General features: G+C 67.8%; 7 protein-coding genes. 5 read left to right on the forward strand and 2 right to left on the reverse strand.

What is annotated here, in order from left to right; all coding sequences use genetic code 11:
* Nucleotides 1–511 precede the first annotated feature (511 nt).
* The 3 genes from MNZ39_RS24180 to MNZ39_RS01180 all read left to right on the forward strand — a co-directional run bounded on the left by MNZ39_RS24180 (nucleotide 512) and on the right by MNZ39_RS01180 (nucleotide 5,303).
* Nucleotides 512–640 carry a hypothetical protein gene (locus MNZ39_RS24180; RefSeq protein ID WP_255840672.1) on the forward strand — a complete coding sequence of 43 codons (129 nt, stop codon included), beginning with the start codon at nucleotides 512–514 and terminating at the stop codon, nucleotides 638–640.
* Between the two features lie 147 nt (nucleotides 641–787).
* A complete protein-coding gene (locus MNZ39_RS01175) occupies nucleotides 788–3,859 on the forward strand; it encodes a TrlF family AAA-like ATPase (RefSeq protein ID WP_242333311.1) in 3,072 nt (1,023 codons plus the stop codon).
* Nucleotides 3,860–4,154: 295 nt separating this feature from the next.
* Entirely contained in the window at nucleotides 4,155–5,303 is a 1,149-nt protein-coding gene (locus MNZ39_RS01180; protein ID WP_242333313.1) for a hypothetical protein, read from the forward strand.
* A 91-nt stretch (nucleotides 5,304–5,394) separates the two neighbouring features.
* On the opposite strand, the gene MNZ39_RS01185 is transcribed toward MNZ39_RS01180, so the two are convergent.
* Both MNZ39_RS01185 and MNZ39_RS01190 read right to left on the reverse strand, forming a co-directional pair.
* On the reverse strand, nucleotides 5,395–5,574 hold the full coding sequence (locus tag MNZ39_RS01185) for a helix-turn-helix domain-containing protein (protein WP_308197184.1): 180 nt from the start codon (nucleotides 5,572–5,574) through the stop codon (nucleotides 5,395–5,397).
* A gap of 249 nt (nucleotides 5,575–5,823) precedes the next feature.
* The gene (locus tag MNZ39_RS01190) at nucleotides 5,824–7,830 is read right to left on the reverse strand and encodes a DUF2075 domain-containing protein (RefSeq protein ID WP_242333315.1); all 2,007 of its coding nucleotides are present in this window, start codon (nucleotides 7,828–7,830) and stop codon (nucleotides 5,824–5,826) included.
* A 261-nt stretch (nucleotides 7,831–8,091) separates the two neighbouring features.
* On the opposite strand from MNZ39_RS01190, the gene MNZ39_RS01195 reads away from it, so the two are divergent.
* Together MNZ39_RS01195 and MNZ39_RS01200 are read left to right on the forward strand one after the other, a co-directional pair.
* The gene (locus tag MNZ39_RS01195) at nucleotides 8,092–12,276 is read left to right on the forward strand and encodes a DEAD/DEAH box helicase family protein (RefSeq protein WP_242333317.1); all 4,185 of its coding nucleotides are present in this window, start codon (nucleotides 8,092–8,094) and stop codon (nucleotides 12,274–12,276) included.
* A 208-nt stretch (nucleotides 12,277–12,484) separates the two neighbouring features.
* On the forward strand, nucleotides 12,485–17,791 hold the full coding sequence (locus MNZ39_RS01200) for a DEAD/DEAH box helicase (protein ID WP_242333319.1): 5,307 nt from the start codon (nucleotides 12,485–12,487) through the stop codon (nucleotides 17,789–17,791).
* The last annotated feature ends 2 nt before the right edge of the window (nucleotides 17,792–17,793 follow it).

A 17,793-nucleotide genomic window follows, 5' to 3' on the forward strand; every position in this document is an offset into this window, starting at 1 on the left:
GCTCACGGCCGTGCGACGGTGCAGCCGAACGTGAGGAGGCGTCATGAACCACCGAAAGCCGCCACGACAAAGAGTCCCGGACGCGGAGCTCGCGGGCTCAGGTGCGACTGGGGGACGCGATCCTCCCACAGCTGCTGGCGCTCCGGTGAGACCCGGAGAAGGAACAGCTCGCTCGCCTCACAAGGAGAACCGCGAACTGCGCGACGATCGGGAGATCCTAACAGAAGAGCGGCGGCCCTCTTCGCGAAGCACCAGAAGTGAAGTTCGCATGACGCGGAGAAGGCCTTCGACCGCACACGAAGCTCTGGAACGTGCTCGAGGTCTCGCGCGCCGGGTTCTACGCCTGGTGCGGCCGGCCGTCGTGGAAACGTAACCGCCCGACTGACGCCGTGCGGCGACCGTGAGCCGGCCGCGATCCTCGCCGTTCTCGCCGAGGCAAGGGGATGCGAGACGACGGCCGCGCGCGGTGGACGAAGCTGGTTGCGGGCTTCGAGTCAAGATCTGACGCAGCGTGGGTTCGCAAGCGAGCCGCGAGATCTCGCTGACGAACCTGCGGCGCTGGATCTACCGACTGCGGATGGAGTCGCGGCTGCTCGTGATGGACGAGCAGGAGCGCTCCGATCAAGGCGCCACCTGCTGAACGCGGAGGAGGGCTCGCGGCAGCTTTCGAGACGATACCGCGACAAAAGTTGCTGCGACCTTCCCGCCGCCATGCGAGCCTACGGCCGCCGCTGAAATGCCCGGCCGGTAAGGACTGGGTGTGTGCAGTGTCCACTGAGGGAAAACCATGACCGACGCGCGAGGGTCCCTTTGGCGAAAGTGGGACCTGCATGTTCATACTCCTGCGTCCTTCCACTGGAAAGGCGCGCGATTCTCGAATATGTCCCCGGCGCAGTCCGACGAGGCGTGCAAGGCCATCATCGACAAGGTGAATGCGTCTGACGTCGCAGTGTTTGCAGTCGTCGATTACTGGACGTTCGACGGATATTGTCGCATTCGAGATTACGAATCGCGATCCGGATACAAGCTGGCGAAGACGCTCCTGCCGGGGATGGAGGTGCGTGTCGAGGCCCCGACGGAATACCGGCTGAACGCCCAGATCATCTTTAGCGACCGCGCAACGCAGCAGGAACTGCGCGACTTCAAGTCGAACCTTCGCGTGCTGTTCCCGACCGGGAACCATCGTCCTCTTTCGGATGAGGCGCTAATCACGCTGACCCATGAGCTTGGCGAAGACAAGTTGAAGCAGCTCGGCGCCACTGAAGCGCTGCTGAAGGATGACGCAGGCCGACTAGTGCTCGGAGCGAAGGCTGCGCTCGTCACACGTCAGTCGCTGCATGAGGCGATCGCGCCCCTGCGCCGAAGCGGGAAGGCTGTTGTAGTTCAGCCTTACGATACTTCGGGAGGGGTCGAGAAGCTCGATTGGAAGACGCAGCCGGTGCTGGACGGCGTGTTTCTGCACTTCGCAGACATGTTTGAGACTCGTGACCAGGACAGTGTCGATCTGTTTCACGGCGCCGTTACGCCGAAGAACGAGAAGTTCATCCAGAACTTCCTCAAGGCTATAGGAGGGAAACCGAAACCGGCCGTATGCGGGAGTGACGCGCATGCTGTCGCTGATTACGGCCTGTTCCCGGGAGGGCGTGCCTGTTGGATAAAGGCCGATGCGAATTTCTTGGGGTTGTTGCAGACAATCAACGAGCCCGGCGCGAGAACATTCATAGGCGATGAGCCGCTGCACCTCAAAGAAGTGCGGCGGCGACCGATGAGGTATCTTTCTTCTGTCGAAGTCAGAAAGATCCCCGGTGCCACTGAGCCGGATGCTTGGTTCGATGCCCTGATCCCGCTGAATCACGAACTAGTTGCGATCATCGGTAACAAGGGCAGCGGGAAGAGCGCTCTCGCTGACATTGTCGGACTGCTCGGCGCATCCCATAACGAACGGCACTTTTCGTTCCTGCGTGACGCGAAATTTCGCAACCCTAAAGACAACAAGGCGCGCAGCTTCCGTGCGACCGCCACGTGGGAATCGCAGGAGACCACCACCCGCACTCTTGATTCACGTACCGGCCCGGGAGAAGTCGAGCGAGTTACGTACTTGCCTCAGAGTCGGTTGGAGGAAATCTGCAACGAGCTCGACGCAGGCGTGGGTAGCGCATTCGATTGCGAGCTCAAGGCCGTGATCTTCTCTCACATTCCCGTTGACAAGAGGCTTGGAGCTAAGTCGATCGATGAGTTGTTGAGCATTCGCAAGGGACCTCTCGACGACCGCATCCAGCAGCTTCGAGTGCAGCTCTCGCCACTAAACGAGAAAATCGCGACACTTGAGCAGGCCCTTACCCCCGAGTATCGAGCGAATCTGCAACGGAGGATCGAGGCTAAGGAAAAAGAGCTCGCGGCGCACGACGCGCTCCGCCCAGTTGTTGTCGAGCCACCGGAGAAGAACCCGGAGACGAAGGCGGCCGCTGAGAAGCTCATGGCCGACATTGAGGAGTCGCGACAGCGCGCTGCTGCGCTGGACGACGCGCTAGAGAAGTCGCGTCGTACCCTCGATGAGTTGCAGCGCCTGACCGAGAGAGCTCGGCAGGTACGCACACGGCTCGAGAACCTCCAGCGCCAGTTCCAGACATTCACGAACGCCGTCGCCGAAGACCTGGCGGCTCTCGAGATCCCGTTCGACGCGGTCGTCGACGTGAAGGTGTCGTTCCATGCAATCGACGAGAAGCTTGCGGCTCTCGTAGCTCGAAGTGCCGAACTCGAGCATGAGCTGGATGCCTCGCGTCCAGACTCATTCGCTTCACGCCGGGCAGCCGAGAGCGTCACGTTCGCGGCTCTCGAAGCGAAGCTCGAAGGTCCCGCGAAGGAGTACGAGCGGTACCGCACTGAACGCGAGGCATGGCAGGCAGCACGGGCGACGCTTGTCGGAAATGCACAGCTGGCAGGCTCGCTCGAGTTCGAGAAGGCGCGCTTGGCCGCGCTCGAGGTGGTGCCCGAGCGTCTCGCAGCTCTGAAACAGAAGCGGCTAGAGCTCTCGTTGCACGTCTATGACGCCATCACCGCAATCGCGCAACTGTATGAGGACGTGTATGACGCCGTTCAGCGGTTTGTGCAGGAGCAGCAAGGCGTCCTGCGCGAATTCCCGCTAAATTTCAGTGTGGCTATCCGCGAGAGCGGGCTGGAGGATGCTCTGTTCGCGCACCTGAATCGTGCGGCGACAGGATCGTTTGCAGGGCTGGAGGATGGTGCGCGGATGTTGCAGGGGATACTCGCTCGCCACGATCTCGGCTCGGCGGCGGGTGTCACTGCTCTTCTTCAGGAACTCGATGATCACCTGCACAGAGATCACCGCGTGGAACCGAAGCCCGTCACAACGCTGCACGCGCAGTTGCGAAAGAATCACAAACCGGAGTCGGTGTACGACGTAATCTTCGGGTTGACGTACTTGCTCCCGACCTACTCGTTGCGTCTCGGTAGCAAGGAGTTGTCGCAGTTGTCGCCGGGAGAGCGCGGTGCGGTGCTGCTCGCCTTTTACTTGCTCATCGATCGCAGTGACACGCCGCTAGTCATCGACCAGCCCGAGGAGAACCTCGACAACGAAACCGTTTACAGGCTTCTCGGGTCGTGCCTGCGCGTCGCGAAAGCAAGGAGACAAGTAGTTATGGTGACGCACAACCCAAATCTAGCTGTCGCGTGCGACGCTGAGCAGGTGATTCATGCCCGGCACGTGTCGGACGGTGGTAACAGGATTGAGTACAGCAGCGGGGCGATTGAGAACCCGGCCATCAACGCGGCGCTGCTGAACGTGCTCGAGGGCACGCGGCCCGCGTTCCAGAATAGAGAGTCGAAGTACTTCGACTGAGCAGGCGCGCGATAGCTCAGGGCCGCTCGCGCGAACGGCGGGCACCGCAAGCAGTGGCGGTGTCGGCGCTCCGTCGCGGCGGAGGCTGAGCGGTTCGCGCCAGAGCGCCTCCGTGTGCTCGAGCATGCGTCGGCGCGCGCGGTCGCCGTCGACCTAACCGCCTATTGTCTCCGCGGTCGAGTGGGGGCTGCGTCGACCGCCCCGAGCCAGACGTCCGCGTCGTTCCCGGCGAGCGGAGTGCGACGACGTCTGGCTCTGCGACGGACTGGTCAGAGCCCGATGGTACACGCATGCCGTGCCCACTGATCCGGAGATCTCGCAAGAACGGCCCTCCCGCCGCGACATCGTTGATGCGATCACGCATGAGATAGTTGACCAGGAAGCCATCGCCAAGCAGGGCGGCTGGACGCCGTGGGCTCTGCTCGCGTCAGGCGCCGCAGCGGTGTGGCTGCTGCTTGACCAGTTCAAGAGCGCGCGACCAACGCTGAGTGCCGCCGCCCTCGCTTACCTGAGTTGCTGGCTCGCGTTGCGTTCCGTTGCGCATCTGAAAGAGCTGATCAACATCAAGATGCCTGGAGCTGAGCACGACCCGCGAGTCTTGCTGACACGTCGGCTCCTCCAGTTCAGCCTGGAGGTCATCGCAACCATCCCCGCGTCCGTGTTGGCGGTTGTAGCGCTCGCGTTGACGCGGAGTGTTGTGCCGCGGTGGGCGAGCAACGGAGGCCTCGTCCTGGCATCGTTGGAACTGTGTGACGTCCCAGCCTTTATGGCGGTCAGTTGGAGCAATGTCCCCGCGCCGATGGGAGGAAAGCCGGCCCTCCGACGGTTCATTACTGCCGCGATGTTCACCTCTGTCGCGATCAGGCTCGTATTGGCGGGAGGTGTTCTTGTGGCGGTAAGTCGCGCCGCAGCGGCACCGCAGGGAATGACGGTCGAGGCAGCCCGCGTGGGCCTTCTGTGCGCCGCGTTCTGCTTTCTTCTCGAGAGGTTCGCTGCGACGCTTGGCAGTCGAGGCACAACTGATGAGCTCGTGGCGCTCCGCCGTTCAGTGCTCCTCCGCGACCTTGATGTACCGGATGCCATCCGCGCGTTCGAACAGCTACTCCTCGGCGTTCGGCTGGCTGACTACTTCGGAGAGCAAGTGCAGTCGCTTGTGGCCCGGGCACAGTCGGTGAGTGCGTTGACAATACGGCTAGTCGATGCTTGCGACCAGGGTTGCGGCTCGACGCCGGCTATGTCGAAACCAGGTGAGCTTCAGGTGCAGGCGGGTCGCGCCCTGGAGGAAGCCAAGGAGGTGCAGTCTCGAATGAACCGCCTCGCGTCCCGTGCGGAGTTACTTAAGGCAGTCGGCGACATTCCCGAGTCGACTCTGTCTACACTCCGAACGCTCGCACTCGATCTTGGCGAGGCGCGGAAGCGGCTCGAGTCGATATGGCCGAGCTGACCGTTTCGAGCCGTAAGCTCATTTCGCAGCGGGCGACCGACGGCCGAGCCGTCATCGGCACTTGATCACGACGGGTGTTCTATGGAAGCGGCTACGGCTTCGTCTCGAGAGGGAGCAAGTGTCGCGGAATGCGGATGCTGTTCCCAACTCGGATCGTGGCGAGTTCACCGGACTGGACGAGCTTGTACACCGTAGCCGTCGACATTCTCAGGATCGGCGTCACCTCGCGTATGGTGAGCAGCTGGTCTTTGCTGCTCGCCCCAAGTGGCAGTGGGTCCGGGGCTCGCCTGGTCCCAGCAGCAAACTAGCAGCAAACACGTTCGTTGTCAGTGGTGCCGGCTGGGCCGCCTGGACAGACGCGGGAACGCGCTCCCGAATGAGTGCGATAGCACGAAGCGCTACAATCGGAAAATGGCGCGAGGAGCATTTCCGGACAAGCGGTCTAAGATTTACGCCCGTCCGCCCGACCATACCGTCACGTGGTGCAACGCCGATGTGCCTCGGTCAACGTACCCGCTGGTCACAGCTGCGGAACCCCTATCGTCTCGAGGTAGCGATCGATCGCGTCGTAGTGCTCGGGGGGCCGAGTGTGATCGCGCGCGTTCCCGGGCGGCACAAAGATCACCATGCCTTGTCGCGCGCGCGTCAGCAGGACCCTGTACGCGTTCACGAGGTACCGCTGGTTCTCGAGCGATCTTACGTGCGTCCAGCGGTTGCCGCGGAAGTCGTGGTGACTCCAGCCTGAGCCGCTGACGCGCAGGTCGGCATCCCACGCGACGCACGTCCAGTCGAGCTCGAGGCCCTGGACCTGAAATTCCGTGGCGGCGTCCTCGAGGTAGAAGCTCGAACGCGTGTCATCTCGGCCGCTGAGGAACCAGTGAATGGGATCGACTGCGGCGCGGACATCGATCGCGTGGGGCTTAAGCCGCTGAGCCTTCGACGAGGTGAGAAGTCCGTACCGTTCGGAGCCGCGCGCGCGGTTCCGCGTCCAGTCCTTCGCGGCCTTGAGGTCTCGGGTCCTGAGTATCGGGTATCGCTCCGAGAACTTCGAGAAGGCGGACCTCGCGGCAGGCACGTCGGAGTCGAGCAGCGCTTTGACGAAGGATGAGACGTTCTCGGCTCGGAACGCGCGCATGGAAACCGCGAGGTGGAGGCAGTCGTCGAAGCTCGTTCGCGGTCGGGAGCGGGCTCGCTCGAGTGCATGCCCCGCCGCGTACTCACTGTCGGTGAGGCGAGAGGAGATGTGCATGTCCCACCCGGGAAACCGGGCCTGCACCGCATCGAGCCAGGCGTCGATGCCGGCCTCGCCCGTGTTGATTTCCTGGCCTCCGCCCACGAGGCAGACGACCACCGCCCAGTCGTGACGGTCCATGTATGAGACGAGGAACTCAGGCTCCGACTGGGAGAAGTGGTCGATTCCCTTCTTCTGCCGCATGAAGCGCGCGGTCATTTCCGCCGTCCACGCGCGCTGAGCTTCGTCGAAGATCGCGACGTGCTCCGCGGGAGGCCTCGTCGCCTCGGCGATCGCGTCGTCGCGGAAATGGTGGACGTTTTGGATGAACGCCTTGACGCTCTCGCCGACGTGCTTCTTGCGCGCCTTCTCACCGAGCTCCCGTCGACGGGCTACCTCGTCCCGTGTCAGCGCCTCGCGGAGGACCGCCACGAGTGGACCATTGCCGGAGAGGTAGACCGCGGGCGCCGTCCCATCCCCATCGTTTCGCCGCGTCGCGACGTTCAGTCCAACGAGTGTCTTGCCGGCGCCGGGGACGCCGGTCACGAAGCATATGACCTTGCGGCGCGTCCGGCGCGCCTCGTCCACGAGCGCTTCGATGTGGCGCGACGTGACGCGAAGGTTTTCCGCGCCAGCGTCGTGGCGGGCGATCTCGTCGACGGAGTGCTGTGCGTACAGCGCGCGTGCCGCCTCAACGATGGTCGGCGTGGGCCGATACGGCGCCGAGAGCCACGTGCGGAAATCGAGCGCGCTCGTTTCGAGTCCAGCTTTCGAAGCAAGCACCGCGTCGATGACCTGCCTCAACTTCGCCGTGGTGGAACAGAGCGGGCGATAGACGCCATCCGGATCCCGAGAGAGCGACAGCGGCGGTCCCGAGCACGCCTCGGTCGCGACGAGCACCGGGACGATATCCGCGCGATGGCTCGCTTCGTGAAAATTCTTCAGGTCGAGCGCGTAGTCCCAGACCTGCTCGACCGCGGCGGCATCGAACTGTGCGGACCCGACTTTGAACTCGATCGCGAAGACGACGGGGCCAGCGAGGAGGACGACGTCGATCCGCCGTCCCATGCGCGGGATGGTGAACTCGAACGCGACGGTGCCGGTGATGCCGCGGAGTGCCCGCCGGAGGACGTCGATCTGCTCACGCCAGGCCGCGACCTGGGTCTGCACCACGTCCCCACCGGCATTCACGGTGAGGCGACCGATGACGGTGTCCCCGCTCGCGGAGATGAACTCCTCGACGGGGGCGTCATACCACGCTCGCGATGTGGCCCGTTGGTCGGAAGAATTCGGCATCGGGATCATGGTGCCAGGTCGGAAGCAGGTCGGAACGTCGCGTGCGGGTCAGCAGAGACTCTTGATCACGAGCCCTTGCGCGTCCCGCTGGTCTTGCATCGCGGAGAGCGCCTTCTCTCGCCGGCGACATGTGCGTCACGCCGGCAGTGGCTCAGAACTGTCTAGTGAGCGGCGGCCAGGGTTCCTGTAAAGTCAGCGCTAAGCTGTAGCACGGCGACGGACACCTGTTGTCTGCTGGCGTGGCGAGCATGGCGGCACGCGATGACCTCCCCGTTCGACTCAGCTCAGCGCGTCGCCTCCAACTCCCTCGCCTTCGCCATCCGCGACGCCTTCCCGGTCTCCCCCGGCCACACGCTCGTCATCACGAAGCGCCCGGTCGCGACCTGGTTCGACGCGACGCGCGAGGAGCAGCAGGCGATCCTCGATCTCGTCGATCTCGTGAAAGGTGACCTCGACGCGCAGGAGCCGCGTCCCGACGGCTACAACGTCGGCTTCAACGCCGGCGAGGCAGCGGGACAGACCGTGATGCACCTCCACGTCCACGTCATCCCGCGGTACCGCGGCGATATGGACGACCCGCGGGGTGGCGTCCGGCACGTGATCCCGTGGAAGGGGAACTATCGGAAGGAAGCGCCCGCGCCGCTCGCGGTCGGCGGCGAGTGCGATCCGTTCCTTGCGCACCTCACGCCGCTGTTCGCGCGGGCGACCGACGTCGCGGTCGTCGCCGCGTTCGTGCAGGACAGTGGCCTCGATCGGCTCCACAACCTCGTCTCGTCGGCGATCTCGCGCGGCGCTCGTGTGCGCTTCGTCACCGGCGACTACCTCGCGATCACGCAGGCCGAAGCGTTGAGCCGGATGCTCGACTGGGAAGGCGCACTCGCGCCAGGGTTCCAGGCACGCATCATCGAGTGTGAGCGTTTGCCGGGGCGGACGCGCTCGTTCCACCCGAAATCGTGGCGGTTCGAGGGCCCTGGTGTCGGCGTCGCGTTCGTCGGCTCGTCTAACGTGTCCGAGTCGGCGCTCGTGAGCGGCGTCGAGTGGAACCTGCGGGTCGACCGCGGCACCGATCCCGCCGCTTACGACCGGACGAAGCACGAGTTCGACGCGCTGTGGGCGAGGGCGCGATCGCTCACGCTGGAGTGGGTCGCGAGCTACGCTTCGCGCGCGCGGAAAGCCGCGCTGCCGCCGCCGCCCGGCGAATCCGACGACGAGGCGCTGCCCGCCGCGCCGGAGCCGCACGAGGTGCAGCAGGAGGCGCTCGCGGCGCTGGCGGCGAGCCGCGCGGAGCAGCGCCGCCGCGCGCTGGTCGTGATGGCGACCGGGCTCGGCAAGACGCTCCTCGCCGCACTCGACGCCGAGGCGTTCCTGCACGAACGCGGCGGGCCCATCCGCGTCCTCTTCCTCGCGCACCGCCGCGAGCTGCTGGCGCAGGCGGCCGAGACGTTCCGGCGCGTCCTGCGCCGCACGATGCCGGAGCTGCGGGTCGGCTGGTTCGCGGAGGATCGCTCCGAGTTCGACGCCGACCTCGTCCTCGCGTCGGTCCAGAAGCTGTCGCGTGCCGAGCACCTCGACCGGCTCGCGTCGCAGCGCTTCGACTACGTCGTCGTCGACGAGGTCCACCACGCCGACGCGGCGAGCTACCGGCGCATCCTCGCCCGCCTGTCGCCCGGTTTCCTGCTCGGGCTCACGGCGACGCCCGACCGCGCCGACGAGGGCGATGTCCTTGGGCTCTTCGACGACCACCTCGCGTTCCGCGCCGGCCTCGACGTCGGCATCGAGGCCGGGCGGCTCGTCCCGTTCGCCTACTTCGGGCTGAAGGACGTCGTCGACTACGCGAACATCCCGTGGCGGAACCGCCGATTCGATGCCGACGCGCTCGCGGCGGCGGTCCAGACCGACCGCCGCATGGAGCGGCTGTGGGACGCGTGGGGCGAGCACCGCGGGACGCGGTCGCTCGTGTTCTGCGCGACGATCGCGCACGCCACGTACGTGCAGCGGTGGCTCGCTGCGCGCGGCGTCCGGGTCGTCGCCGTGCACTCGCAGCCCGGATCCGCGGATCGCGAGGAGGCGCTCCGGGGGCTCGCGGGGGGCGAGCTCGACGCGGTCTGCGCCGTCGACCTCTTCAACGAAGGCGTCGACGTGCCGCTCGTCGACCGCGTCGTGATGCTGCGTCCGACGGAGTCGCCGGTGGTGTTCCTCCAGCAGCTCGGCCGCGGGCTCCGGGTCGCAGACGGGAAGGAGAAGCTCACCGTCATCGACTTCGTCGGGAACCACCGCGTCTTCCTCGACCACGTCCGAACGCTGCTGTCGTTCGGCGACGCGATGGTCGGCCTCGCGGCGTTCCTCGAGAGCGGCACCGCCGAGCTGCCCGCGGGCTGCTCGGTGGACGTGGAGCTCGAGGCGGTCGAGCTCCTCCGAAAGCTCCTCCCGACGGGCGGGAGCGAGGTGCAGCGCGTCTATCGTGAGCTCTACGCGTCACGCGGCGAGCGGCCGACGGTCGGCGAGCTCTTCCGGATGGGCTACGCGCCGGGGACGCTGCGCGCGGCACACGGCAGCTGGTTCGAGTTCGTCGCCGGGGAGGGCCACCTCACCGATGTCGAGGCGCAAACCGTCGAGGCTGCGCGCGACTGGTTCCGCGAGCTCGAGACCACCGCGATGACGAAGTGCTTCAAGATGGTCGTGCTCGAGGCGCTCGTCGAGGCGGAGGTGCTGCGCGACGGCATGCGCCTCGCCGAACTCGCGCGGCGCAGCCACGAGCTCCTCGCGCGCTCACCGGAGCTGCTCCGCGACGTGGACGGCGTGAAGGAAGCGGCCGACGGCGCCTCGGCCGAATGGCGCGCGTACTGGCGCAAGAACCCCATCGCCGCCTGGACTGGCACCGCCGACCGGCCGGGGCGTTGGTTCCGCGTGGAGGAGGACCGACTCGTCCCGCGGCTGCCGATTCCAGACGGTCTCGAAGTTACGTTCGCGGAGATGACTCGCGAGCTCGTCGACTACCGCCTCGCCCAGTACCGCCGGCGTGGGGAGGCCGAGACTGGCGGCGACGCGTTCGAGTGCAAGGTCCTCTGGAACAAGCGCGATCCGATCTTGAAGCTGCCAGCGCGAGCGACGCGCCCCGATTTGCCGTCGGGCGAGCTCGACGTCCGTCTGCAAGACGGCCGCCCGTGGCGTTTCCGGCTCATGCGCGAGTTCTGCAACGTGGCCCGGCCTGCGGGCTCGGATCGCAACGAGCTGCCCGACCTGATGCGCCGCTGGTTCGGACCCTCCGCAGGGAGGCCGGGAACTGCGTTCCGCGTCCGGTTCTACCGGTCTCCCGACGGCTGGTGGGTCGAGCCCGCGGGGCAGGTCATCGAGCTGCCTCGGCGAGGGAACATCGTGGCGTTCCCCACTCTGCGCGCAGCCGCCGGTGCGCCGGACGGCCCGATCGCGAGCGCGCCAGAGGCCGAGGAGGTGCGTCTCCCCGTGAATGCGACCGGCGACGATCTGTTCGCGGTACGCGCTGCCGGAGACTCGATGGACGGCGGCCCGCACCCGATCCACGACGGCGATTGGCTCGTATTCCGGCTGGCGCGCGGTGCAGGGCTCGGGGCGATGGAGGGCCGCGTAGCGCTGCTCCAGACCGGCATCACCGGCGACCACGCGTACCAGGTGAAGCGCGTGGTCCAGGAGGGCGGCCGCTGGCGGCTGCGGTCCGACAACCCGGCGGCGGAGTCGTTCGACGCTACCGCGGAGACGATGCCCATCGCGCGGCTCGTCGAGACGGTGCGGCCGGAGTCACTCGCGCCGGCAGCGGGCGAGAAGCTCGGGTCCGCCGAGCTGCGGAACTGGTTCGCGATGGATGGTGAGCCGCGTACCGGACGCGTCGAGGGGCACCTGTTCATCGTGGTTGAAGGCGCGGGCTCGCTCACCGCGCCCGACCGCGTCGCCGTCCGCGTGCCGGACCGCAGGCCCGCTGAAACCGCGTTCGTCCTCGGGCGACGTGCCGCGGACTCCTGGCGCTACCTCGGCGTGGGGCGGTGGAACGAAGCCGAGAGCGCGTGGGCGATTCCGGACGTGCACTTCGAAACCTGGCGTGCGCTGGGGGCCGGGCGCAGCGCGTCGCGGCGGCTGCCCGCGGGTGCGCTGGAGCGCGCTGCGTCGTGCGTCGAAGCGGCGCTCACGGAGTCGCGCAACCGCAACGGCTGGATCGAGCGCAACGGCAAGCGCATGCGCGTGCTCGGGCTCGCCCCGAAGGGCGGGCTACGAATCGACGGCGGCGACCGCGGATTCGCCGAACGAACGGTGTCGCTAAACGATATCGCCTGGTGCCTTGTCGCGAAGGACGACATCGCCGAGAGCGGCGGCGTGCTGGACGAGGCTCGCGTGAACCGGCTCCGCTACCTCGAGGGCACGCCCAAGGGATCGACGAGGTGGATCGATACGGGGTGGGCGTTGTTGGTCGTGTGAGGTCCGTCACAGTCAAGTGACGGAGCGTCCGTGGTGCGTGTCTTCCGCACCAACACCGCTCGCCGCGTCGCGACGGCGGAGTCTTGATCGCGCGCATCATCGCGCGTGGTTCCCGCGCGCGAGCGGCAGCGCTCGTGTCTGCTGCTGGTGTAGCATCCGCTCCCTCGCACGGGTGAGCCCTGTGGGCGCCCATGCAGGCGGGGGGCACATGGACGTCTTCGCGCTTCGCGACCAGGTCGTCGGCGAGTACAGCCGGTTCGCCACGTCGTTCACCACCATCCGCGCGGAGGACCTCCGGCAGCGGATCGACGCGATCTACGCGGACGCGCGGTACTGGCCCGAGCCGCTCATCCAGATCAACCCGAACTACAAGCGCGTCACCAGCGTCCAGAAGCTGGTGGACGCGGGCGCGCTCCAGCCGCTCTGCGCCGACATCTTCCGCGCCGGACAGACGAAGGAGAAGCCGCGCGGCGACTCGCTCACGCTCTACAAGCACCAGGAGCAGGCCGTCGCGCTCGCGGCGCAGCGCGAGAGCTACGTCGTCACCACCGGTACCGGGTCCGGGAAGTCGCTCTGCTTCTTCATCCCGATCGTCGACGCCGTCCTCGCCGAGCGGCGCACGGGCGGTCCGCGGCGTACCCGCGCGATCGTCATCTACCCGATGAATGCGCTGGCCAACAGTCAGCGCGAGGAGCTCGACAAGTACCTCGCGAACGTGAACGGCCCACGCCCGGTGACCTTCGCCCGCTACACCGGGCAGGAGGACCAGGAGGAGCGTCGTCGCATCGCCGAGGATCCGCCGGACATCCTGCTCACGAACTTCATGATGCTCGAGCTGCTGATGACCCGGCAGGACGAGCTCGACCGCAAGGTGATCGGCAACTGCGAGGGGCTCCGGTTCCTCGTCCTCGACGAACTCCACACGTATCGCGGCCGTCAGGGCGCGGACGTGGCGCTTCTCGTCCGCCGCGTCCGTGAGCAGCTCGCGCCCGAGCACCTCCAGTGCATCGGCACCTCCGCCACGATGGCGAGCGAAGGGACGCTGGAGGACAAGAACCGCGTCGTCGCGCGCGTCGCGTCGAAGCTCTTCGCGGCAGAGATCCCGGAGAGCAACGTCATCGTCGAGACGCTCGAGCGCACGACGGACGCCGCGCAGACCGACGTCTCGGTACGTCCGAAGCTCGGGCCGGCGATCGACGCCGGCCTGCCGCGCGACGTGAGCGACGCCGCGCTGCGCACGCACCCGCTCGCGATCTGGGTCGAGACGCGGCTCGGCATCTCCTGGTCGGAGGTGGACCAGCGCTGGCAGCGCGCACGCCCGCTCACCGTCACCCAGGCGGTGGCCCAGCTCGGGGAGGAGTCCGGCCGCGACCCCGCGGCCTGCCGGAACGCGCTCCGCGAGCTGCTGCTGGTGTCGAGCCTGCCCGAGGTGGATCGACGCGGCGCCGGGAGCGACCGGAGCTTCTTCGCCTTCAAGCTGCACCAGTTCATCTCCGGCGCGGGTCACGCCTACGCAACGCTCGAGAAGCCGGGCGAGCGCGCCGTCACCGTCGAGGCGCAGCAGTTCCTCCCGGGCGCGCCCGAGAAGCGCCTGTATGCGGTCCACTTCTGCCGCGACTGCGGCCAGGAGTATCACCCCGTCCGCCTCGCTTCCGAGGGCGCCGACCGGCGGTTCCTCGCGCGCGACATCGACGACGCGCCGGTCCGGCGCGAGGACGACGGCGCCGCCGCTGCGGACAGCGATGACGGGCCTGATGACGCCGAGGTCTTCGGGTTCCTCACGCTTCACGCCACCGATGAGGCGTTCGAGTTCCAGGATCGCGACGAGGACTACCCCGACAACTGGATCGAGTACGACGCGCAGGGCAACGCCGTCCGCCTGAAGCCGCATTACCGTCGCTCGCGCGCGCAGGGTGTCCTCGTGGACGCCACCGGGAAGGTTGGCTCCGGCCTGCGCGCGTGGTTCATGCCCGGGAAGTTCCGGTTCTGCCTGCGCTGCGGAGCAACGCAGGCGACCGCCGCCCGCGACCGGAACCGCCTCGCCTCGCTCTCCGCCGAGGGCCGCTCGTCGGCGACGACGGTGCTCGTCGCGAGCGCGCTCCGATGGATGCACGGGGAGGGCTCCGGGCTCACGCCGCCCACGCGCAAGCTCCTCGGCTTCACCGACAACCGGCAGGACGCAGCGCTCCAGTCGGGCCACTTCAACGACTTTCTCTTCGTGAGCCTCCTGCGCGCCGGGTTCCTGGCGGCGCTCGACGCCGCAGGTGAGCAGGGGCTCTCGAGCGAGCAGCTCGGTGAGGCGCAGCAGCGTGCGCTCGGGTTCGATCGGCGCAATCCCGAGATCCGCGCCGAGTGGCTCCTCGAGCCGTCACTGCGCGGCCTCAACCTGGAGGAGGCGGAGCGCACGCTCCGGCAGGTGCTCGCGTACCGCATCTGGTTCGACCAGCGGCGCGGCTGGAGATACACGAACCCGAACCTAGAGCAGCTCAAGCTGCTGCGCGTGAGCTACCGCGGCCTCGAGGACCTCGCCGCGGACGAGTCGCTGTACGCGGACGCTCCCGACCTCCTGCGGGACGCGAAGCCGGCCACGCGCGAGAAGGTGTACCGCGCGGTGTTCGATCACCTGCGGAAGTGGATGGCCATCCGGAGCCAGGTGCTCGAGCCGACTGCCATCGAGCAGATGCTGAGCCGTTCCCACGCGCGGCTCCGGATCCCCTGGGGCTTCGGCCCGGACGAGCAGCCGCGCCGCGCCCGGTGGCTCTTCGTCTCGGCGCCGACACGCGCGACGACGCAGCTCCGCGACGAGGACCTCATCGTGCGAGGCGGGTCGCGGAGCGCCCTCGGGCGCCTCCTGCGCGACCCCGATCTCTGGGACGAGAACCCTGCCGTCCGGACGCTGAAGGCGAAGGAGCTCGACGCGCTCGTGCTCGCGCTCCTCTCCGCGGCGAAGGAGCACGGCCTGGTCTCGCAGGAGGTGACCTCCTTCGACGACCAGCTGGGCTGGCGGCTCGTGGACGCCGCCATCGTGTTCAAGCGCAACGTCCCGGGCGAAGAAGACCCGTCGAACGCGTTCTTCCGCGCGCTGTACCAGAGCCTCGCGGCGCTCCTGAAGCTCCCCGGGCACCCGCTGTTCGGCTTCGAGGCACGGGAGCACACCGCGCAGGTGGAAGGCGAGAAGCGGCAGGTCCGTGAGAAGCGCTTCCGGTTCGGAGACAAGGAGCGGGAGGAGCTCGCGGCGGGCGAGGCGCACCTGCGTGAGCTGGGCGAGGCGAACCGCTTCCTGCCCGTGCTGTTCTGCTCGCCGACGATGGAACTCGGCGTCGACATCTCGGCGCTGAACGCCGTCTACCTGCGCAACATCCCGCCCACGCCCGCGAACTACGCGCAGCGGAGCGGGCGCGCGGGCCGCAGCGGCCAGGCGGCGCTGGTCCTCACCTACTGCTCCTCGCAGAGCCCGCACGACCAGTACTTCTTCCGCGACCCCAAGGCGATGGTGCACGGCGAGGTCCGCCCCCCCCTCCTGGAGCTCGCGAACCGCGAGCTGGTCGAGAGCCACCTCCAGGCTGTGTGGCTCGCCTGTACGCGGCAGCCGCTCGACGCATCAATCTCGCAGCTGCTCGTCCTAGACGATGCCGCGCGCGAGCGGCCCGTCCGGCCCGAGCTGCTGAAGGAGATGGGGCAGCTGCGCGTCAACGCGGAGGCCACCACTCGGATCCGCCGCGTGCTCGATCTCCTCGCTCCCGACCTCACGGCGGAGGACGCGCCCTGGTACCCCGGCCGCGATGCCTTCACCGCCGAGGTGGCCGAGGGCGCACTCGCGCGCTTCGACGCGGCCTTCGACCGCTGGCGCGACCTGCTCCTCGCCGCAGAGGCGCAGCGGGACGCAGCGCGGAAGACGATCGACAGCTTCGCGGTGCCGCAGCGCGAGAAGGACGCGGCGCGGAGCCGGCACGCGCAGGCGCTCGATCAGATCCGGCTCCTGCAGCAGGGCACGAGCAGTCTCTCGAGCGACTTCTACACGTACCGCTATCTCGCGACCGAGGGGTTCCTGCCGGGCTACAACTTCCCGCGCCTGCCGCTCATGGCATACGTGCCGGCGACGACCGACGGGAGCGGGCGCCAGACGTACCTGCAGCGGCCCCGGTTCCTGGCGCTGTCGGAGTTCGGGCCCCGCAGCCTCGTCTATCACGAGGGGCGTGCGTATCGCGTCGTCCGCGCGCTGCTGTCGCTCGGGAGCAGGGAGGCGGTCGCACCCGACGCGCAGCTGCCCACCAAGTTCGTGCGCATCTGCCGCGTGTGCGGCGGCGGCCACTTCGGGCCGGAGCGCGGCACGTGTCACGCGTGTGGAGCATCGCTCGCGGATGCGGAGGTCGTGAATCACGTCTTCCGCATCGAGAACGTCGCCACGCAGCCCGCCGAGCGGATCACCGCGAACGACGAGGAGCGCCAACGCCAGGGCTTCGAGCTGCAGACGACGTTTGAGTGGGCGGTCCGGGACGGTCAGATCGACGCCCGCCCCGGCATCGCCGCCGACGCCGACGGAGAGGCGCTCCGGCTTGCGTACGGCCCCGGCGCGACGATCACGCGCCTGAACAAGGGCTTGCGCCGTCGCGCCAACAAGCGCCAGCTCGGGTTCCGCATCGACCCCGTCTCCGGCTACTGGGCGAAGAACGACGACGAGGACGGCGAGGGGAACGGCGAGGCCGCGGCGCCGCCGAGGCAGTGGATCGTCCCCAGCGTGCAGGACCGGAAGAACGCGCTGCTGGTGCAACCCGCGGGCGAGGCGCTCACCGCGGAGACGCTCGCGACGGTCCAGCACGCGCTCCTGCGCGGGCTGGAGGCGGTGTTCCAGCTCGAAGAGGGCGAGATCCTCGCCGAGCCGATGCCGACGCGGGACGAGCGAAGCGGGTTCCTGCTCTACGAAGCCACCGAGGGCGGCGCGGGCGTGCTCACGCGTCTCGTCGCCGACCCGGCGAGCATCGCCGAGGTCGCCCGCAAGGCGCTCTCGGTGATGCACTTCGACGTCGAGGCGTTGCCCGAGGAACCCCAGGCGCTCACCGACATCGCCGGTACGGCGTGCGTCGCCGCCTGTTACCGATGCCTCATGTCGTACTTCAACCAGCCCGACCATGAGCTCCTGAACCGGCGCGACGACGCGGCGAAGGCGCTGCTGCTCCGGCTCGCGCGCTCGACGACGACCTTGCGGGCGGGGCGCGCGGCCGACGATGCCCTGGAGCCGTCAGCCACCGTGGAACGGACCGGCGAGCTCGCCCGGTGGCTCGCGCTCGCGGCGGCGCGCGGCCTGCCCCCACCCGACCAGACCCCGCTCGTCGGCGACACCGCAACCTTCCCGCTCGTCTGGCGCGAGCACTACGCGGCCGCGGCGGTGGGCCGCCCCGTGCCCGGCGCCACGGGACGGCTCGCCGACACCGGCATCGAACTCGTCACCTTCGAAGGACCCGAGAGCGCGTGGGAGGAGCCGTTCCAGCGGCTCTCCTCGCTGCTCGGACGCTAGCG

Origin of the sequence: Anaeromyxobacter sp. SG66 (assembly GCF_022690805.1) — a bacterium.
GTDB lineage: Bacteria > Myxococcota > Myxococcia > Myxococcales > Anaeromyxobacteraceae > Anaeromyxobacter > Anaeromyxobacter soli.

Bases quoted from the DNA above. Each gene is read 5' to 3' on its own strand.
- MNZ39_RS01175 (WP_242333311.1), top strand. From the start codon at position 788: ATGACCGACGCGCGAGGGTCCCTTTGGCGAAAGTGGGACCTGCATGTT.
- MNZ39_RS01190 (WP_242333315.1), bottom strand. From the start codon at position 7,830: ATGCCGAATTCTTCCGACCAACGGGCCACATCGCGAGCGTGGTATGAC.
- MNZ39_RS01195 (WP_242333317.1), top strand. From the start codon at position 8,092: ATGACCTCCCCGTTCGACTCAGCTCAGCGCGTCGCCTCCAACTCCCTC.
- MNZ39_RS01200 (WP_242333319.1), top strand. From the start codon at position 12,485: ATGGACGTCTTCGCGCTTCGCGACCAGGTCGTCGGCGAGTACAGCCGG.